Below are 20,695 nucleotides of genomic sequence, written 5' to 3'. Positions count from 1 at the left end.
GGAAATGACTAAAATTGCAGTACTAGGGGCCGGTTCCTGGGGGACAGCTCTCGCGATGGTTTTGAGCGAGAACGGCCATCATGTTAATATTTGGGGCAATATGCCTGAACGGATTGAGGAGATCAATCAAAAACATACAAATGAACATTACTTGCCAGGTGTGAAACTGGCTGAATCAATCATCGGTTACACAGATTTAGAGGAAGCATTAAAGGATGTATCCTTCATTTTATTGGTCGTACCGACGAGCGCGATTCGTTCCGTGACTAAGCAAATCAATGCTCTATTAGACGATAAACAAAAACCGATTATTATCCATGCGAGTAAAGGTTTGGAGCAAGTTTCGCATAAGCGTATCTCAGTTATTATTGACGAAGAGATGGCTGTTGAAAAACACAGTGGGATTGTGGTTCTATCCGGTCCGAGTCACGCTGAAGAAGTAGCGAAACGTGATATTACAACGATTACCGCTGCTTCTTCGTCCGAAATAGCGAGTCAAGCGGTGCAACGTATTTTCAGTAATAACTATTTCCGTGTTTATACGAATAGTGATGTTGTCGGCGTTGAATTAGGTGCTGCTTTGAAAAATATTATCGCTGTGGGAGCGGGAGCTTTAGTAGGGCTAGGATATGGTGATAATGCCAAAGCAGCGCTAATTACCCGTGGTTTAGCCGAAATCAGCCGTCTGGGTATGGCATTTGGAGCGGACCCCTTAACATTTATCGGGCTGAGCGGTGTTGGTGATTTAATCGTAACCGCGACAAGTGTCCATTCAAGAAACTGGCGTGCCGGTAACTTGATTGGTAAAGGTCTGCCACTTGAAGAAATTTTAGAAAATATGGGAATGGTCGTCGAAGGTGTCGCGACTACGAAAGCTGCTTATGAATTAGCACAGGAAAAAGGCATTGATATGCCAATTACAGCCGCAATTTACCGTGTGTTATTTGAAAATGCGCGTGTAGATGAAGTGGTCGAAGAATTGATGCTGAGAGATCGCAAAGCAGAACATAGTACATCTAAAATGACAGCGGAGGAAGAGTAGCGTGAAAAAAGTTAAAAAGGCAGTTATCCCGGCAGCGGGATTTGGAACACGTTTTTTACCTGCAACAAAAGCAATGGCAAAAGAAATGTTGCCAATTGTTGATAAACCAACCATCCAATTCATTGTAGAAGAAGCAATTGAATCAGGGATCGAGGATATTTTAATTGTTACCGGAAAAAGTAAGCGTCCGATCGAAGACCATTTTGACTCCAATATTGAATTGGAAACAAACTTGCGTGACAAAGGCAAAGACGATTTGTTGAAGCTTGTGCAAGAAACAACCGGTATTCGGATTCATTTCGTTCGTCAATCGTACCCATTGGGCTTGGGTCATGCCGTTTTACAAGCCAAAGCATTCGTTGGCGACGAGCCATTTGTGGTTATGTTGGGCGACGATTTGATGAAAGATGAAGTGCCGTTGACACGTCAACTGATAGAAGGATACGAACGCACCTATGCTTCTACAATCGCTGTTATGGAAGTGCCACACGAAGAAACATCCAAGTACGGCATTATCGATCCTGATAACCAATTGGAAGAAGGCCTATTGAATGTGCGCCGTTTTGTTGAGAAACCTAAACCAGAAGACGCACCAAGTAACTACGCGATTATTGGGCGTTACCTCCTAACTCCGGAGATTTTCGAAATTCTTGAAAATCAAGAAGCAGGAGCAGGCGGCGAAATCCAGTTGACTGATGCAATCGATACGTTGAATAAAACACAACGCGTATTTGCGAAAAACTTCAAAGGACAACGTTTCGACGTTGGTGACAAGTTTGGTTTCTTGGCAACAAGTATTACTTACGGACTACAACACCCAGAAATGAAAGATAAATTAAAAGATTATATTATCGCGTTGGGCGAAAGTTTGGAACAAACAGAAAAATAGCTTAAAGACGTTGACCTCTGTATAATTAAGAGGAAAACATTAGTAAGAAGGAGAGAAAACCATGGAACAAACAGAAAAAATTTACGATGTTGTCATCATCGGGGCAGGGCCTGGTGGGATGACAGCAGCACTGTATGCATCTCGTTCGAACTTAAAGACGCTTATTTTAGAAAGAGGCGTTCCAGGAGGAGAATTAATTAATACAGCGGAAGTAGAAAACTATCCAGGTTATGACTCCATTTTGGGACCAGAATTAGCGGATAAAATGTATAATAGTTCAATGCGCTTTGGTGCTGAACATACTTATGGCGATGTAAAAGGTATCAAACAAGAGGGCCATTACCATATTATTGAAGCGGGTAAAAAAACATACAAAACGAAGTCCGTTATTATTGCGACTGGCTCGCAACACCGGAAGTTAAATGTACCGGGCGAGGAAGAGTACGCCGGACGTGGCGTTTCCTACTGTGCAGTATGTGATGGGGCATTCTTCCGTAATAAAGAATTAGTTGTTGTTGGTGGCGGGGATTCTGCCGTTGAAGAAGGTACTTATTTAACACAATTCGCGAATGTTGATATTGTTCACCGTCGTGATGAATTGCGTGCTCAGAAAATCTTGCAAGACCGTGCCTTTAAGAACGAAAAAGTTGATTTCGTTTGGGATACGGTTGTTGAAGGAATTGAAGGAGACGGCACTAAAGTAACCGGAGTTGCTGTGAAGAACATGAAGACCGGCGAAGTAGATGTACACGCAGCGGACGGTGTGTTCGTATATGTGGGTATCTTGCCACAAACAGATGCGTTTGTTGATTTGGATATTACCGACGAAGAAGGCTGGATTTTGACCAACGAATACATGGAGACAACTGTACCGGGAATTTTTGCAGTTGGTGACGTGCGTAAAAAATCATTACGTCAAATTACGACAGCTGTCGGCGACGGTGCTGAAGCTGGTAATCGTGCCTTCACCTATGTGGAAGCTTGGAACGAAGCAAACGAAACGAAATAATATGAACCTGTCCACCGCTAGAAAAGCTAGTCGTGGGCAGGTTTTCTTGACTCTGATGTTTCCAAAATGTTGACGTCCCTAGGCGTGTGTGCTATTCTAATACAAATACAAAACTATAAGTAAGTACGCATTATTTTTAGATGAAGCACATAATGATGCTTTTTTTATTTTGTGTTTTTCTTATATAAAAAGATAGGATGATGAAAAATGTTATTTTTTGAATTATTGGTTGATCATTTTCCATCCTTTATGGATGCCATGTGGCAAACGGTTCAAATAACGCTATTTTCTTTATTTTTCGGTCTCATTCTAGGTATTGTCTTTGGATTGATGAAAGTATCTCGGAATAAATTTTTACAGTCTCTGTCTAATGCATACATTTGGATTATTCGTGGGACACCTTTATTGGTACAAATTTACTTTGTGTATTTTGGTATCCCAATGGCAACAGGAATGAAATTAACCGAATGGCAAGCAGGAATTATTACGATGAGCCTGAATGCGGGAGCGTACATTGCCGAAATCGTCCGTGGTGGGATTGAATCTATTGATCCTGGTCAAATGGAAGCTGCACGGAGCTTAGGACTTCCGTATAATAAATCTATGGCGAAAGTCGTGTTGCCGCAAGCATTGCGGACAATGTTGCCGTCATTAATCAACCAGTTCATTATTACGTTGAAAGACACCTCATTATTATCCGTTATTGGTGTGCGTGAATTGACGATGAACGGAAAGATTATTACCGCCAACAATATGGAAACCATCCGAATGTGGTCTATTGTTGCGATTTATTATTTAATCGTTATTTCAATTTTGACTATTATTGCGAATAAAGTTGAAGAGAAAGTTTCTAAAAGTAAGAGATAATACATAATGTAAGAAGCGCTTGGGACAGATAGGGACTGTCTCAAGCGCTTCTTTTTTTGTTGGTAACTTACGGTCTATGAACCGAAAAAGCTATTAAAAAATTTATCTTAAGTGCTCAAGATAATTCCAGGTGTCCAATTTAATTGTGTTATCCAGCTTGACGAGCTTAGAAATGCTAGTATTCCCCAATGGTGACTGTGAACGAATGTCTTTAATCTCAAAATTGAGTAGAGATAGGAGCGTGGCGGTCCACAGGATACTATGCCCTACAAATAACAAATCTTCATTGGGGTATCTATTCGCATGGTATAAAACAGATTCTGTACCACGCTTAATTAGTTCCGGATATGTTTCACCACCGAATTGGACGGGATTATATTTGTCTGGTTCTTCGCGTAAATGACGAAATGTTTCAGGATATTTCTCTGCTAAAGTAGGAATATGCAGGCCCTCCCAGCTGCCGTATCTGAATTCCTTGAGTCTGGAGTCTGTTTCTAAAGGGATGTCATTTTCAAATGCACTCAAAATATATGTAGCAGTATTATGTGCGCGAAGTTGTGGGCTAGTAATGGCGCGGGAAATTGCGGTATTCTTTAAGAACAAACCCGTTTTACGCGCATCTTCAATACTTTTTTCTAGTAAAGGAGAGTCAATATCGCCTCCTTGAACATGGTCGGTTGCATTTAAGTGCGTTTGGCCATGACGAACAAAGTATAAATTTTGCATAGATAATACCTCGTTTCTGTGAAATAAAATTTTTCTTCTTTCTTTGAAACATTTGATAACTCAAAAACAAAAGCGGTTAGCTCTAATTAATATAGAGGCTAATCGCTTTTTATTTAATAATTATTCACCTAAGTACTCTGCTAGGATTTCGTCATACTTGCCACTGTCTCTCAAGTTTTTCAAGCCAGCATTGAACATTTCTACTAATTCAGGTTGTTTGTCTTTCATTGTAGCGAATGCGTACTCTGAAGCACCTTCAGATTCGTGGATAACTTCCAGACCCATTCCACGCGTTATTTCATATTGAATAACGGCGAAGTCCTCGAAAGCTGCGGCAGAGTTTCCAGTTAATACGTCTTGGTACATTGTTGATGAATCTTCAACGTATTTTACAGTGAAGCCATATTCATCTTTAATGCTCTCTGCATATACAGAACCTTCTGTTCCTGTTTTAGCAACGACTTGCTCGCCTTCCAAATCTTCCAAGCTTGTAATACCAGAAGTTGGGTTCACACCTACACCTGTAGCAGATTGGTAGTAAGCATCAGAGAAGTCATATTTCTTCGAACGATCATCAGTAATGGACATACCCGCGATCACACCGTCTACTTGACCTGCTTCCAAAGCTGTAACAGAAGCGTTGAATCCCAACGTACGTAGTTCATATTCAAAACCTTGATCTTCTGCAATAGCTGCCAGTAAATCAATATCAATCCCTACGAAATCACCATTGTCATTCTCAAATTCAAAAGGTGCAAAAGTTGTATCTGTTCCAATAATATAAGTATCTGCGCCAGAATCAGCACTTGATTCAGCTGTATTTGAGTCATCGGAACTACAAGCTACTAGAAAAGATGCTGCAAAAAGAAGTGTGGAAATTCCAAATATTTTTTTATGTTTCATTGATAATTCCTCCTAGAGATAATGTTTGTTATTTAATGTAACATGACTAGCGGTGCATATGAGTTGAAGTAGATTTGTTTTTAAAGAATACCATCGTGTTATCGTGGTGTCAATGCAAAAGCGAAGAGAGAGCAATATTATTTTAATCATATTCTAACATAACGTGTGAGAATATGTTACATAAGTTATTAACGGTTGAGGCTCGAAGAATACTAAAATAGTGATATAATAAAAGAAAAGTGAATTGATGGAGGTATGGAAATGAGCTACATGCAAACTTATGAAACTTGGAAAGCGCACAAAGATTTAGACGTACAGCTACAGACAGATTTAAGCAAACTTGATGGGAACGAGGAACAAATCAAAGATGCGTTCTTTGCACCATTAGAATTTGGTACTGCAGGAATGCGTGGTGTTCTGGGAGCCGGAATCAATCGTATGAATATCTATACAGTTCGCCAGGCAACGGAAGGCTTGGCACGTTTGATGGAATCAAAGGGAGAAGAAGAAAAGAAGCGTGGCGTTGCAATTGCCTACGATTCAAGACGGATGTCTCCGGAGTTCGCAATGGAATCTGCCAAAACATTAGCTGCTCACGGCATTCCAGCCTATGTATTTGAAGCATTACGTCCCACTCCAGAACTATCTTTCGCAGTTCGTCATCTAAATGCCTTAACAGGAATCATGATTACAGCCAGTCATAACCCTGCGGAATATAATGGGTACAAAGTTTATGGAGAAGATGGTGGGCAAATGCCACCGGACGATGCAGCTGCTTTGACTGATTTCATTCGCGCAATTGATTCACCATTGGATATTGCAGTGTTAAGTGATGAAGAGTTAGAGAAATCAGGTCTTCTACATATGATTGGTGAAGAAGTCGACCGCATTTATCTAGAAGAAGTGAAGACAGTAACAGTGGATCAAGCCCTTATTTCAGAAATGAGTAAAGAAATGTCGCTTGTATTTACACCGCTACATGGAACTGGAAAAATGTTAGGCGAACGCGCGCTTAAAAATGCCGGTTTCGAAAACTTTACCTTGGTACCTGAGCAGGCGGAAGCAGATTCAGATTTCCCAACTGTTAAATCGCCAAACCCTGAAGATGCGGGTGCTTTCGAATATGCTGAGAAATTAGGAAAAGAAATCGGTGCGGATATTTTAGTTGCGACAGATCCGGATGCGGATCGACTCGGTGCAGCTATTCGTAAGAGTGATGGTTCGTATGAGGTGTTAACAGGAAATCAGATTGCATCTTTAATGGTTAATTATCTCTTGCTAGCTAAAAAAGAAGCAAATCAATTACCTGACAATGCTGTCGTATTAAAATCGATCGTGTCTAGTGAGTTCCCAACTGTTATTGCGGAATCATATGGTGCGAAAATGGTGGATGTTCTGACTGGATTCAAATTTATTGCAGAGAAAATCAAGCAATACGAAGAAGACGGCAGCCAAACATTCCAATTCGGATTTGAAGAGAGTTACGGCTACTTAGTACAGCCGTTCGTTCGTGATAAAGATGCTATTCAAGCTTTGGTATTAATAGCTGAAGTTGCGGCTTATTATAAGAAAAAAGGGCAGACGCTTTATGATGGTTTAGTAGAGCTATATGAAGAACATGGCTATTACCAAGAAAAAACAATTTCGGTAACAATGAGCGGTTTAACGGGAGCAGAAAAAATTAAAGCGTTGATGGCGAAATTCCGTGAAAATGCACCAACTGACTTTGCGGGAATTGCTGTTACGGAAATTGAAGACTTCCATACACAAACAAAAACGTTCGCAGATGGGACAAATGAGTCAATTGCTATGCCAAGTTCAAATGTATTGAAATACAAATTAGAAGACGGTAGTTGGATCGCAATCCGTCCAAGTGGAACAGAACCAAAGATTAAGTTTTACATTGGAGCAAAAGCTGACACAGGCCAAGCTGTAGATGAAAAAGTAAGTAAATTTGAAGAAGCAATCCATGCTCTAACAGGAGAATAAAAATGAGAAACGCAACGGAATTTGTTGCGTTTCTTTTTTTGTTGGCAGAATGATAAATACACCGGCTTTCAGCCATTAACTATAGGGTGTATGCCGGTAATTAGATGATTTTACCGGCGTCCAGCGATACTCGTAAGTCTGAAAGCCGGTATTTTTTCTTTTTTACCGGCTTTCAGCGCTTTACAAAAACGTGTACGCCGGTAAAACCACTTGCTATAACTTTCACTATAAAGTTTACATATGACACGCCCGGTGTGATATAATGTTGAAAGAATCAAAGAGGAGGATATGCAAGGATGGCAGATACATTAGAACTTGTAATAATAACAGGTATGAGTGGGGCAGGTAAAACCGTCGTGTTACAAACATTTGAGGATTTAGGATATTTTTGTGTGGATAATATGCCACCGAGTTTGTTGCCAAAATTCTGGGAGCTTGTAAAAGAGTCCGGAAAAATTACTAAAGTTTGTCTAGTCATCGATTTGCGTTCTAGAGCGTTTTTTGACGAAATTTTGTCAGGAATCGGTAATCTGGATAACACTTCTTTTGTGACGACAAAAACGATTTATTTGGATGCTTCAGACGATGCACTTGTATCACGTTATAAAGAAACACGTCGGAATCATCCGATGGCACAAGGATCCGGCACCATTACAGATGGTATTCGCCGCGAACGCGATTTGCTTGCGAATATGCGTAGCCGTGCGCAATGGATTTTGGATACCAGCCATACTTCACCACGGCAACTTCGTGAATTAATTTTGGAACGTTTTCAGAATGAGGAGCAGCAATTGTTTCATATTGAGGTTGTTTCTTTTGGCTTCAAATTTAGCGCGCCGATTGATGCTGATATCATTATGGATGTTCGTTTCTTACCGAACCCGCATTATATTGATGAATTAAGACCTTTAACAGGAATGGATAAACCCGTTTATGATTATGTGATGCAACAGCCTGAAACAGAAGCTTTCTATCGGAAGTTTATCGATTTGCTGGATACGATTACGCCAGGATATAAACGCGAAGGGAAATCCAGTTTAACCATTGCAATTGGTTGTACAGGTGGCCAACACCGTTCAGTCGCATTAGCGGAACGTGTAGGTGCACACTTAAAAAATGACGGTTACCCTGTTAACATCTCACACCGGGATAAAGGGAAACGGAAAGAGACGGTAAATCGCTCATGAGTATGAATACTAAACCAAAAAAACGCCAAAAGAGAATTGTAGTTATCGGTGGTGGGACAGGACTGCCAGTTATACTGAAGAATCTGAAACAATACGACGTTGACTTGACGGCAATTGTGACAGTGGCGGATGATGGTGGAAGTAGTGGCGTTATTCGTGACTACGTAAATATTATTCCACCCGGTGATATAAGAAACTGCATGATTGCACTTTCGGATGTTCCCGAAATTTATAAAGATATTTTCCAGTATCGCTTTGACTCCAATGATGATTTCTTCTCAGGTCATGCGATTGGGAACTTAATCATTGCAGCTTTGGCCGAAATGAAAGGCAGTGTTTTCGATGCGGTTCGCCTTTTATCAGCTATGATGTCTGTTAAAGGTAGAATTTATGCTGCAGCTGAAGAGCCTTTAACGTTGTATGCGAAGTACCAAGACGGCACCTCAGCAAGAGGAGAGTCTGTAATCGGGAGAATTAGAAAGCCAATTGATTATGTGTATGTGAAACCGTTGGATGAAACAAGAGAGGCACATGCTGCCCGTGATGTTATTCGTTCTATTGAAGAAGCAGATATTATTTTAATTGGACCGGGTAGTCTGTATACGAGCATTTTGCCAAACTTGATGATTGGTGATTTAGGCGAGGCTGTCTTGAAGACGAAAGCGGAAGTTGTTTATATTTGTAATATTATGACGCAACTCGGTGAAACTGAGAATTTCTCTGATGCGGATCATGTTAAGGTACTCCACAAACATATGGGACGTCCATTCATTAATACCGTTTTAGTGAATACGGAACGTGTGCCGGATGCTGTGTTGAACCAACAAGCGGATGAAGAATATTTATTGCAGGTAACACACGATTTCCAAGCTTTGCGTGATGAAAATTGTCGCGTTATCTCTGCCGATTTCTTAAATCTGAAAGACGGTGGTGTCTATCATGACGGTGATAAAGTAGCTCAAGAAATTATGAACCTCAGCTCAAGTATGCCAACATTGAATCATAACTAAAAAAGCACTCATTAGAAGAAAGGAGGATGTTTCATGTCATATGCTTCTGATGTCAAGAAAGAACTGACCCAATTGGAAGTTCACCGCGAACATGCCAAAGCAGAGCTAACCGCCTTAATTCGTATGAGTGGTTCAGTGAGTATATATAATCAAAAACTAATTTTGAACATACAATCTGAGAATGCTGCGATTGCCAGACGGATGTATTCCTTATTGAAAGACCACTACCAAGTGGAAGGAGAACTTTTGGTTCGTCGCAAAATGAAATTAAAGAAGAACAACATTTATATTGTCCGTTTGAAACGCAATGTACAAGAACTATTAAAAGATTTGAATATCTTTGACGGTTTGTCCTTCACGACAACTGTTTCGGAAGAAATCATGAAGAACGACCAAAAAGAACGCTCCTATTTACGCGGTGCATTTTTGGCAGGTGGTTCGGTCAATAGTCCGGAGACAAGTCGCTACCATTTGGAAATTTATTCTAATTACGAAGACCACAACAAAGATATTTGCGAAATGATGAACCATTTCGATTTAAATGCACGAACGATTGATCGCCGAAATGGGTTTATTACCTATCTGAAAGAGGCAGAGAAGATTGCCGATTTCTTGGCTCTAGTTGGCGCGCATAACGCCATGATGAAATTCGAAGATGTTCGGATTATTCGTGATATGCGCAATTCAGTCAATCGCTTGGTGAATTGTGAGAACGCCAATATGAATAAGACCATCGATGCTGCTACGAGACAAATTCAGAATATTGAGTTTATCGAAGCAACAGTCGGCTTGGATAAATTACCAGTAAAATTGCGTGAAATCGCAATTATACGGTTAGAGAACCCAGATGTAAGTCTGAAGGAACTCGGGGAAATGGTTCCAAGCGGCATTATTTCAAAGTCCGGTATCAACCACCGTATTCGTAAAATTAATGAATACGCAGATAAGCTGCGTAATAAGGAAGTAATGGTCTAACTATACAAATACAAAAAACGAGTCGGGGTAATCCGACTCGTTTTTTGTGTATCCACATAGATCATTTGAAAGGAGGGTTCTGAATACACAGTGATTAAAATTACAGCTAGAGGAGGTGAAAAATACTACTGGTTGGTAAGCTTAAAAAGGCATGCCGGCAGGTTCTGCTTCGGTAGATGTGTCCACGCGTGGCGGTTGTGTCACATTTTCGGCTGTCTTTTTAGCTTCCATGAAAAACAATTCTTCGACTAATAGTTCGACTACGTAAACAGTTTGTTCTTGTTTGTTTACGTAGGATCTGGAAACCATTCGACCGCTTACGCCAAGTTGATTTCCTTTCGCACAGTAGTCCCGCAATAAGAGGGCCGACTTATCCCAGAAGACCACTGGAATGAAATCAGCAACCATTTGGCCGTTCTCATTCTTGCGTGGGCTCTTAACAGCCAGTGTGTTATTGCAAACGACACTACCATGACCGATTTCCTGCAGTTCGACATTTCGGACCAGACGTCCGATCAAAGATACTTGATTCATGCTATCGCTCCTTTCTACATATATATAAGCAAAAAATGTCGAAAAGCTTTTTTTTCTTTTTAAAAAGTCATAATAAATTCAAATTAATTTGCTATTATGACATAGAATGTTCACAATTAGAATAAAAACCCATAAATGACTATAAAGGAAGGTGCAATCATGAACATTTTGATGATTGAAGATAACGAATCCGTTTGCGAAATGATGAGTATGTTTTTTGAAAAAGAGGGCTGGGATTCTGCCTTTAGTGGAGACGGACAAAAAGGTCTGGATTTAGTTCTTGCGGACAAAGAGTCATGGGATATGATTATTTTGGATTTAAATTTACCCGGTATGGATGGCATGCAAGTGTGTCGCGAAATTCGTAAAGTGTCGCTTCACGTTCCGATTATTATGCTGACTGCACGCGATTCGGAAAGTGACCAGGTTATTGGTTTGGAGATTGGCGCGGATGAATACGTCACTAAGCCATTTAGCCCATTAACGTTGATGGCCCGGATCAAAGCACTTTATCGCCGGACGCAACTGAGTGCACCGGAAAACACGAGTGGTCAGGAACGGTTCGATATTGAAACGGAATATATTAAAATTAGTACGCGTTCGCGTGAAGCATTTTATCATGATAAAAAAATTGAGGCATTAACTCCGAAAGAGTTCGAGATTTTTGCTTTATTGGCGGGGCATCCACGCCAAGTTTTTTCTCGTGAGCATTTGTTGACCAGCATCTGGGAGGATCCTTTTTTTGGAGATGAGCGTACGATTGACGCCCACATCAAGAAACTGCGCCAAAAAATTGAGAGTGTGGGACCGCAAGTCATTCATACGGTCTGGGGAGTCGGGTACAAATTTGATGACAGCCATAATCGAGAAGAGGAAAATGCGTGAAATTTCTATATAAACAGTTGCTAGCTTTCTTCTTAGTTATCATTGTAACTATTGGAGCAACAGGGATAATATTTGCTCGCTTTCTAGTGACAAATATCTATGAAGAAAAGGAAGAGCAACTTTTCGGTTATGCAGAAGCGGTTATTGATGAAAATATGACGTTGCGTGAAGTAGAAAATGGCATTGATATGATCTCAAAACAAGATGTTATGCTAGCCATGTACAACAGTCAGGACCAATTAATTTACCCTGTGGTTGAACGTAATTATGCAAGTGGTCTGGCCCCAAAAGATTTAAGTCTGCTTCAAAAAGGCGAGCGAATTTCTTTGAAGGAACGCGACCGGGGATTTATGAATGAGGAGATGTCGCTTGTAACGGTTTATCTTCCTTTATTTAATACGGCTACGGGCAGCTTTTCCGGATTTGTAGCCGTTGCCTCACCAGTCAGCGGTATCCAGAATGATATTTCTAATATGCGGAGTGGGATTCAATTGGCCATTTTGCTGTCAGGAGTTATCGCGATTCTATTTAGTATTGGCTTTGCTAATTATTTATCCCGACGAATCATTCGTATGCGTCGGGCCACGAATGAGATTACTCAAGGAAACTTTGAAATTCATTTGGATAATTTTGGTCGCGATGAATTTGATGAATTGTCTGGTGACTTTAATTTAATGGTGGATTCTTTGAAGAACTCCCAAATTGAAATCGAAAGACAAGAGTCGTTAAGACGGCAGTTTATGATGGACGTGGCGCATGAAATGCGTACGCCTTTGACGACGCTTAATGGTATTTTGGAGGGATGGGAGCACGACATGATTCCCGAACGCAGTCGGAAACGCAGTGTTGAAATTATGCAAAATGAAACACGACGGATGATACGAATGGTTAATGAGAATCTTGATTATGAAAAAATTCGCTCTGCACAAGTTGTTTTAGTGAAGCAAGCAATTCCTTGTTTAGCAACTTTGACTGCAGTGAAAGAGCAATTGATGAAAAAAGCGGCCAGTAAAGGGAACGCTGTCCACGTGAGCGTTTCTTCACCGGATTTAACCGTTTACGCGGATTACGATCGGTTTATACAAATCTTGGTCAATCTCATCAATAATGCGATCCAGTTTACTGAGAATGGTACGATAACCTTAACTGCCCATGCAGAAGTAGATTATACGGTTATCAAAGTGAGCGATACCGGAATTGGGATGGCGGAAAATGAACTACCGGCTATCTGGGAACGGTTCTACAAAACGGATCCCTCGCGTAAAAATAATAAATATGGCGAATCCGGGATTGGTTTGGCGATTGTAAAATCTTTGATTGATAGTCATAACGGGAAAATAGAGGTCGAAAGCGCACGCGATAAAGGAACGACCTTTACGATTAAGTTTCCTAAAGAGCTGAATGAAAAGAACTAAGACGAGATACAAAAAAGGAAAGTGGGGAAAAGTCACTTTTTAGTAATAATTTATAATCTGAGCAATTAAAAACACCGCCATATCAAGGGTTATTCTTCCTAGATATGACGGTGTTTTCTCATTTAGCTAGTATTTCCCATTCGAACTCGATGTAAATAGTTTTACAATCAGTTGGACGCCTGATTTGGCATTCGAACTCGGTGTAAACAGCTTTACAATCAGTTGGACGCCGGATTTGGCATTCGAACTCGGTGTAAACAGCTTTACAATCAGTTGGTCGGCGGATTTGGCATTCGAACTCGATGTAAACAGTTTTACAATCAGTTGGTCGGCGGATTTGGCATTCGAACTCGATGTAAACAGTTTTACAATCAGTTGGTCGGTGAGTTATCTGAACCAACTGATTATAAATAGTAGGTTTCTCGGTATTTCCGCTGTGCTATGAATTTAGCCGTTAAAACATTGCTGCATCCAAAATATCCTGCGTGTTTGCTTATGTACTGCTGCGGGACGCATGGCATTTCCGTCTCATTTCGGATAACTTAAAAATGGTCACGACAAAAAAAGGAAGAACACATCCAACGGGTGTCTGCCCCCTTTCTATAGTTGTTAAGTCTCTTAAGTTTATGACATTGCTATCGTGAGCACGTTTACGTCACTAATAGTAAAGAGAGGCTGGGACAAAATATCTCAGCTAACCAAAAAGATGAATGAGTTCAAAAAACTCAATCATCTTTTTGGTTTTGTATTAAAAAGTCGCGTAATTCTGTTAACTAGCCTTCCTTAGATTATATTTTCTCAAGTTATTGGCCATCAAGGCCAATTCAATATCAACTTTTACCTTTTCTTTTCCACGTAAATGGAATCGAGTGAAACCCAAATTAGCCTTTATCTGGCCAAAAACAGGCTCAACATCGATTTTGCGTTGTGCAAAAACCCGAGACCCTTCGGGCGATAAAAGCTTACTCGTTTCTTGTTCTTTTAATTCCTCATAGTGCCAATTATAGTTAAATGATTTTTGGGGGGCTTCTTCCGGATTAGTCGGTTTATAGACATGGATTACCTGAACGAAACCACTCGTGTTCTTCTTGCGGCTGATATGGCTGAAATAATATTTCGTGCCATCCGGATGGACAAAATAATTTTCTTCCGTCACATATTCCCAATTTTTTCTATTTTTATCTGATGATTTATAGCTATGCTTTTGTTCTTTATCAAACGCATTATATTTGATAAGGTGTTCCACACCAATTTGGTCCAAGTAATCCAGGTTTTCCTCACTGCCATATCCAGCATCAGCTACAATGGTCTTCGGTAAAATAGTCAAGGAATCTACAAAAGGGATGAGTGTCCGCGTATCCGTAGGATTTGGAAATATCCCGACGGCCAAAGCGAATTGGTTTTCAGTACCAATTTGAATATTGTATCCTGCCTTAAGTTGTCCATTTTGCATATAGTCATCTTTCATTCGCATAAACGTAGCGTCGGTATCCGTTTTTGAGAAGCTGTTCCGATCCTCCAAAACTTCTTCATACGCCGCATATTTTTTCTTACGTGGAATAAAGTCATTGACCAATTTACGCAAGTGTTTCTTTAGCGTCCGTCGTCTTTGCTTTTTAGGGTTTTTCCCTTTAACTGGATTCGCCTCGATGTCACTAGACAGGTCCTGAATTTCTTGCTCAATGATAGTGGCAATTTCTTCCAACTCAGCGGTGGACAGTTCATCAGAATCATCAATCTGCATGGCTTGGTCAACCAATGGTTGAATTTCTTCCTTAAAGTACTGCATCGCCTTTTCTTTAAGGGAAGCTTTGTATCTCTCAATGGCCTTTTTCCAGACAAAAGAAAACTTATTGGCGTTTGCTTCAATTTTCGTGCCATCAACGAAGAGGGTTTCCATCGTGACCATATTTTCTGTCTTCAGTTTCGCTGCAAATTCCGCAAACAATTCCGGTAACAGATTTTGGCAAAACAGTGATGACCGAAACCGGTTGATTGTACGGTAGGAAATCGTTTCTTGGCTTACCAACCACATCATAGCGATGTTCTCCAACATCATCTTTTCCATTTTCCGTCCCGAGAAGATACCTTCCGAGTAGGCGAATAACAAAGCCTTGATAAGCAAACGCGGGTGATAAGCAGGCCTTCCTTCGGAAGCCTCGAATAAAGGATAGGCAGACCAATCTAACGATTCAATAAATTCATCGATAACAAAAACAAGATGGTCTTGGGGGAAGCAAAGCGGATAATTCCAATGGTAAAGTGGTTTGGTTTGTGTTATATTTTTTATACATAAGAAAGCCCCTCCTGAATGTATTTGTCGTTATTTACATTATACTAGGTGGCTTTCTTTTTTTATACCAATAACAAAGCAGCCCGGAAGAAAAACTTCCGGGCTGCTTTTTAGCTAGGTTTTGTCCCAGCCTCTCTTTACTAAAATAATTAATTCAATTCTTCTGTTTCTTCAACGGTTTCTTCTTCAAGTGTGCTTGTTTCTAGTGGATCCTCAACCACTTCGTTACCGGGGAATTCTGGAGCGTTGGTTTGGTAGAGCGGTACAGTTGAAATGTTATTGTTTTGAGAAATTAAAGCCGTACTTTTCACTCCCATTGCAGCTAGTTCTGCTTGCAGGTCAGCCGGGGAGTTTAAGTAGTTCACAGCGTTTTTATCTGCCCGCTCGAAATTTGCAGGTGTGTAGAAACGTAGTAAATCACCATTTAATATCTGATCAGACATGTATAGTTGCAGTTGTCCTGCTTCACGTATACCTACAATCTCAGTATACAACTCTGGCGTTTCTAATTCGTCCACGAAAATATTTTCTCCTGTATCCGTACTGTAAACCTTCGATCCGAGACTCGTGTATTCTGGAGTAATGACATTTCCATTTCTAAGGACCGTTAAGTCTTCCCGTTCGGGAGACAATAAATCTTGGCCAACTTGGATGTGTGTCTCTGTATCAACACCAAGTAAGTGCAGAATAGTTGGTAGAACGTCCACCTGACCACCATATGTTGGGTTCACGTAACCTGTTTCAATACCAGGAATATGAATAATCATCGGAACACGTTGGAGCATGGTGTTGTCGTACTCGCCCCATGTAGCTGGATCGTGACCCAAGAGCGGAGCAAGCGTCCGGTTCCGTGAGTTTGAGATACCGAAGTGATCACCGTATAAAACGAAGACGGTATTCTCGTAAAGGCCACTATCCTTCATATATTGGAAGAATTCTTGTAAAGCTTCATCCGCGTAATGAACCGTATTGAAATAGCCATTAATAGTATCGTCACTAGTATTTGGAATATCAAATACTGTGTTCATCTCGTCCTCTGGGAAGGGGAAGTGATTGGAAACAGTAACGAACTTCGAATAGAACGGTTGTTGCATTTGTTCTAGATATTGAGCAGACTCTTGGAAGAATAATTTATCTTTCAAACCATATTCCAGAGAATTCTCAGGTGTTAGGGTATAACTTGTTTCTGAACTGAAAAAGTAATCATACCCCATTGATTTATAAACATTATCGCGGTCCCAGAAAGAGCCAACATTCCCATGGAAGACTGCACTGGAGTATCCAAGTGGCTTTAGGATTTGTGGGCCGGCCTGGAAAGTATTATCAGAACCAAGTTGGGTAAAGGCGGAACCTTGTGGAAGACCAAATAATGAATTATCAATCAATAACTCCGCATCACTCGTTTTACCTTGAGCTGTTTGATGGAAGAAGTTAGAAAAGCTGTAAGAATCCGTACTGTGGTACAGTTCATTTAGGAAAGGTGTTACGGCACGTGTTTCGCCATTTTCTTCTGTCATTTCTAAATCGATTAAGAATTGCTGCATACTTTCTAAGTGAATATAGACAACGTTTTTACCTTTTGCTTGTCCAAAGGTTTCAGGGTTAGGAGTAGCAAAATGTGTATCAATGTAATCCAAAACCGGTGCCATATCGGAACTATCGGCACTCGCACGAACGGAATTCGCTTTTGCTGTTTGAACACCATCATAGATGGTATACACATTCACACCTAAATACTTTACAATATAATTACGGTCAAATGTCCGAGTTAGTAACTGCGGACGGTCGATTTCTGCCAGACCAAGATTTGCCATGAATAATGCAAAGGCTATAACGAGTGTTCCAATCGCATACCGTTTTTTAATCGGTCCATGTTCTTCTGACTTACCTTTTTTTCGACGGTAAAGAAAAATTAAGATGAAAAAGTCAATCCAGTACAGAACATCTTGCCATGCTAACATTTTGAAAACGCCGGGACCTAAGCCATTCATCATAGAAGAAGAACCCATGATTGTTTTTACAGTTATAAAGTCGGAGAATTCCCGGTAATATAAAACGTTTGAAAATAAGAGCACGGTATTTAGAAAATACAAGAAAATTAAAGCGCGAGAACGGCTTTTTGGTTTGGAAAAGAATAACGACAGTCCAAAGACAAAAAGAGTACTTGCTAAAGGGTTGATTAAAAGTAGAAATTGTTGGTAAATGCCAGCAACTCCCAATGAAAATTCAAGGTTGTAAGCGAGATAAGTCTTGAGCCAGAAAAGAATGACGGCACTAAATAAGAAACCGAAATTGTTCCGTGCGGTTTCTTTAAATTTTTGAAACAATGGGATCCCTCCTTAAGGGGTTTCGTGGTAAGATAAGCTTTTCACGTGTATGTGTAAATGCAAAAAATGCATGTAAATGATATGTAAATTCGTATATGTATTATACGCGTACGTTTTTTTATAGTCAATCATATTCACTAGAGATGAAGAGAAATTTAATCATTATATAAACAAAAATTATGAAAGTAGGAATAAAAAATGAGTGGAAAACGTATTCTAACAGTGGCCCAAAAAGCTGTTTCCCATATTAAAAAAGGCGATCCATTGTTGGCGCCCCTCAGCTTTGATGAAGAAGTTATTTTTTCAGAAGGCGAACTAGTTCAAGTTGTTACACCAGTAGGTCAATTCTTGGGAGAAGCGTATCTGGCAAAACAAAATAAAGGAATTGGTTGGATTTATTCGTGGGAGCAAGGTGAATCGTTTGATTACGAGTTCTTCTTGGAACAATTCAAACGTGCAAAGTCAGTACGAAAATCTTTATTACACAGCAAAAGTACAGATACCTTTCGTTTGTTCAATGCAGAAGGGGATGGCATTCCTGGCCTGACCATTGATTATTACGCAGGCTATGCTGTGTTCTCTTGGTACAGTGAAGGAATTTACCTTTATAAGGAAGATATTGTTTCAGCTTTTAGAGAAGTATTTCCAGCTGTTAAAGGTGTTTATGAAAAACGCCGCTATCACCAAGATGATGAAGACGCCAGCGGTTTTATTTATGGCGAAAAAGCTCCATCTCCGCATTACGTGAAAGAAAACAATGTTCTATTTGCGACGTATTTGGACGAAGGTTGGATGACAGGAATCTTCTTGGATCAGCGTCATGTTCGCCTTGATTTAATGAGCACGTATGCCCCAGGGAAAACGGTTCTGAACACATTCAGTTATACCGGAGCTTTCTCAGTTGCTGCAGCAATGGGCGGCGCGGCACATACGACAAGTGTCGATGTAGCGAATCGTTCTTTAGAAAAAACGCGTGAGCAATTTGAAATCAACGGATTGAGTCCAGAAGACCACCGTATCCACGTAATGGATGTGTTTGATTACATTCAATATGCGAAACGTAAAGATATGAAATTCGACGTGATTGTCGTTGACCCGCCAAGTTTTGCGCGGACTAAGAAACGCACTTTCTCAGTACTAAAAGATTATAGTGCGATGGTTGAAGATTTGATTGATATTTCAAGTGATAAAGGAATGTTTATCTTGTCCAGCAATGCGGCGACATATAAACGCAAAAAATTCCGGAGCGACCTTGAGAAGGCCTTCCGGAATAAAGGAATTGATTATTCAATTGTGAAAGAATACGGGTTACCGGAAGACTTCACAACGGTGAAAGCGAATGCTGCAAGCAACTACTTGAAAGTATTCGTTGTGCAAAAGCATTAATCAACGGCAGCGTGCATACCGGCCGTATGTCCTGTTACAAAGGCACCGGTAATATTGTATCCACCTGTGTAGCCATTGTAATCCAGTAATTCGCCACAGAAGTAAAGACCGGGTTGGCGTTTACTTTCCATCGTTTTGGGATTTACTTCTTTCGTGGAAACACCACCACCCGTAACAAAGGCTTTATCAAGCGGAAGCGTTCCATTTGCTGTAAAAGTAAAAGCTTTGGCAAATTGTGCGAATTCTTTAATATCTTTTGGTTGGAGCGACTTTAATGTCTGATCTGGATCAATACCTGCTTGTTCGAGACCGAACAGCAAGTACCGTTCAGGCATTAAGTCTTTCCAGCCATTTTTTACGTTCTTGTCTGGTGTTTCTCTGATTAAACGTTGTAAGTCTTGCTCTACTTGGCCAATACTACTATTTGGAAACACATCCAAAGCCATTGTTACTTCATCCACTTTATCCCGTTTTTTAGTTTGGTGGACAAACATTGAACAACGCAATGCCGCCGGGCCCGAAACGCCAAAGTGGGTAAAAATCATATCCATTTGGTGGCTGACAACAGTCTTGCCTTTTTTATTCCGAACACTCAAGGCAACATCACGCAACGATAATCCTTTTAAAACACGCTCAGTAATAAACGGTTCTGAAGAAGTAATTGGAGATTCAGTTGGATAAAGTTCTGTGATTGTATGGCCGACGTATTTGGCGAAACGGTAACCGTCGCCGGTAGAACCTGTGCGGGAATATGTTTTCCCACCTGTTGCTAATACAACACTATCTGCTGGTATGACTGTTCCATCATCAAGTGTCACACCCACAATCTTGCCGTTCTCGTAATTAATTCGCTCAACGGTTGCTTTGGTTTGTACTTGGACATTTCTTCTTTTCAATTCATCGATAAACGCTTCTAAAATCGTTCGTGCTTTATCCGTCACTGGGAACATTCGCCCATGATCTTCTTCTTTTAAGGCAATACCACGTGACGTAAAGTAATGCATGATGTCGTATTGGCTAAATTGATTGAAGGCACTATGGAGAAAACGGCCATTCCCAGGGATGTGTGCAATAATCTCTTCTTCCGGCCGATTATTCGTAACATTACATCTTCCGCCGCCCGTTAAAATCAATTTTTTTCCTAAATTGGGGTTCTTTTCCAATAAAGTGACTGAAGCTCCTTTTTCTGCAGCTGTACAAGCGGCCATCAAACCACTTGATCCACCGCCGATAACAATAACATTTTTACGCATAATAT

The 20,695-nt window shown here is 40.5% G+C and carries 17 protein-coding genes and 1 pseudogene; 12 read left to right on the top strand and 6 right to left on the bottom strand.

Going from position 1 to position 20,695, the window contains the following annotated elements:
- Positions 1 to 4: 4 nt before the first annotated feature.
- From G7058_RS04820 to G7058_RS04805, 4 genes are all read left to right on the top strand, one after another.
- A complete protein-coding gene (locus tag G7058_RS04820; RefSeq protein WP_166062494.1) occupies positions 5 to 1,042 on the top strand; it encodes an NAD(P)H-dependent glycerol-3-phosphate dehydrogenase in 1,038 nt (345 codons plus the stop codon).
- Position 1,043: 1 nt separating this feature from the next.
- A complete protein-coding gene (gene galU / locus G7058_RS04815; RefSeq protein ID WP_166062493.1) occupies positions 1,044 to 1,931 on the top strand; it encodes a UTP--glucose-1-phosphate uridylyltransferase GalU in 888 nt (295 codons plus the stop codon).
- A 61-nt stretch (positions 1,932 to 1,992) separates the two neighbouring features.
- A complete protein-coding gene (gene trxB / locus G7058_RS04810) occupies positions 1,993 to 2,940 on the top strand; it encodes a thioredoxin-disulfide reductase (RefSeq protein WP_166062492.1) in 948 nt (315 codons plus the stop codon).
- Between the two features lie 207 nt (positions 2,941 to 3,147).
- Positions 3,148 to 3,807 carry an amino acid ABC transporter permease gene (locus G7058_RS04805; RefSeq protein ID WP_166062491.1) on the top strand — a complete coding sequence of 220 codons (660 nt, stop codon included), beginning with the start codon at positions 3,148 to 3,150 and terminating at the stop codon, positions 3,805 to 3,807.
- A gap of 102 nt (positions 3,808 to 3,909) precedes the next feature.
- Here the strand turns inward: G7058_RS04805 and G7058_RS04800 are convergent, their stop codons facing one another.
- Complete coding sequence (locus tag G7058_RS04800) at positions 3,910 to 4,533, bottom strand: histidine phosphatase family protein (RefSeq protein ID WP_166062490.1); 624 nt, start codon at positions 4,531 to 4,533, stop codon at positions 3,910 to 3,912.
- Between the two features lie 120 nt (positions 4,534 to 4,653).
- Positions 4,654 to 5,436, bottom strand: coding sequence for a transporter substrate-binding domain-containing protein (locus tag G7058_RS04795; RefSeq protein WP_166062489.1), 783 nt, complete (start codon positions 5,434 to 5,436; stop codon positions 4,654 to 4,656).
- A 261-nt stretch (positions 5,437 to 5,697) separates the two neighbouring features.
- Here G7058_RS04795 and G7058_RS04790 point away from each other — a divergent pair, with 261 nt between their 5' ends.
- From G7058_RS04790 to whiA, 4 genes are all read left to right on the top strand, one after another.
- Positions 5,698 to 7,425, top strand: a complete 1,728-nt coding sequence (locus G7058_RS04790; RefSeq protein ID WP_166062488.1) for a phospho-sugar mutase — start codon at positions 5,698 to 5,700, stop codon at positions 7,423 to 7,425.
- Between the two features lie 296 nt (positions 7,426 to 7,721).
- Positions 7,722 to 8,612 carry an RNase adapter RapZ gene (rapZ, locus tag G7058_RS04785; protein WP_166062487.1) on the top strand — a complete coding sequence of 297 codons (891 nt, stop codon included), beginning with the start codon at positions 7,722 to 7,724 and terminating at the stop codon, positions 8,610 to 8,612.
- Positions 8,609 to 9,622 carry a gluconeogenesis factor YvcK family protein gene (locus G7058_RS04780; RefSeq protein ID WP_373706656.1) on the top strand — a complete coding sequence of 338 codons (1,014 nt, stop codon included), beginning with the start codon at positions 8,609 to 8,611 and terminating at the stop codon, positions 9,620 to 9,622. The genes rapZ and G7058_RS04780 overlap by 4 nt, the downstream gene beginning before the upstream one ends.
- 33 nt (positions 9,623 to 9,655) lie before the next feature.
- Entirely contained in the window at positions 9,656 to 10,597 is a 942-nt protein-coding gene (gene whiA / locus G7058_RS04775; RefSeq protein WP_166062486.1) for a DNA-binding protein WhiA, read from the top strand.
- 141 nt (positions 10,598 to 10,738) lie between these two features.
- On the opposite strand, the gene G7058_RS04770 is transcribed toward whiA, so the two are convergent.
- Complete coding sequence (locus G7058_RS04770; RefSeq protein WP_166062485.1) at positions 10,739 to 11,131, bottom strand: single-stranded DNA-binding protein; 393 nt, start codon at positions 11,129 to 11,131, stop codon at positions 10,739 to 10,741.
- Between the two features lie 159 nt (positions 11,132 to 11,290).
- Between G7058_RS04770 and G7058_RS04765 the strand changes: the two genes are divergently transcribed.
- From G7058_RS04765 to G7058_RS04755, 3 genes are all read left to right on the top strand, one after another.
- The gene (locus G7058_RS04765; RefSeq protein ID WP_166062484.1) at positions 11,291 to 12,016 is read left to right on the top strand and encodes a response regulator transcription factor; all 726 of its coding nucleotides are present in this window, start codon (positions 11,291 to 11,293) and stop codon (positions 12,014 to 12,016) included.
- Positions 12,013 to 13,431 (top strand): sensor histidine kinase, encoded by a 1,419-nt coding sequence (locus G7058_RS04760; RefSeq protein WP_166062483.1) that lies wholly within the window; start codon positions 12,013 to 12,015, stop codon positions 13,429 to 13,431. The genes G7058_RS04765 and G7058_RS04760 overlap by 4 nt, the downstream gene beginning before the upstream one ends.
- Before the next feature lie 184 nt (positions 13,432 to 13,615).
- A complete protein-coding gene (locus tag G7058_RS04755) occupies positions 13,616 to 13,876 on the top strand; it encodes a hypothetical protein (protein ID WP_166062482.1) in 261 nt (86 codons plus the stop codon).
- A gap of 324 nt (positions 13,877 to 14,200) precedes the next feature.
- Here the strand turns inward: G7058_RS04755 and G7058_RS04750 are convergent.
- Positions 14,201 to 15,725 (bottom strand): annotated as a pseudogene (locus G7058_RS04750) (IS1182 family transposase).
- 148 nt (positions 15,726 to 15,873) lie between these two features.
- Complete coding sequence (locus tag G7058_RS04745) at positions 15,874 to 18,051, bottom strand: LTA synthase family protein (protein ID WP_166062481.1); 2,178 nt, start codon at positions 18,049 to 18,051, stop codon at positions 15,874 to 15,876.
- A gap of 198 nt (positions 18,052 to 18,249) precedes the next feature.
- On the opposite strand from G7058_RS04745, the gene G7058_RS04740 reads away from it, so the two are divergent.
- A complete protein-coding gene (locus tag G7058_RS04740) occupies positions 18,250 to 19,437 on the top strand; it encodes a class I SAM-dependent rRNA methyltransferase (protein ID WP_166062480.1) in 1,188 nt (395 codons plus the stop codon).
- Here the strand turns inward: G7058_RS04740 and G7058_RS04735 are convergent.
- Positions 19,434 to 20,690: a BaiN/RdsA family NAD(P)/FAD-dependent oxidoreductase gene (locus G7058_RS04735; protein ID WP_166062478.1), complete on the bottom strand. Its 1,257-nt coding sequence runs from the start codon at positions 20,688 to 20,690 to the stop codon at positions 19,434 to 19,436. The two genes, G7058_RS04740 and G7058_RS04735, sit on opposite strands and share 4 nt — an antisense overlap.
- Positions 20,691 to 20,695: the final 5 nt, after the last annotated feature.

This window comes from Jeotgalibaca porci (assembly GCF_011299095.1).
In the GTDB taxonomy this organism is placed as follows: Bacteria; Bacillota; Bacilli; order Lactobacillales; family Aerococcaceae; genus Jeotgalibaca; species Jeotgalibaca porci.
Note: the sequence above shows the minus strand (reverse complement) of the source record. Positions and strands in the feature narration are given on the sequence as shown.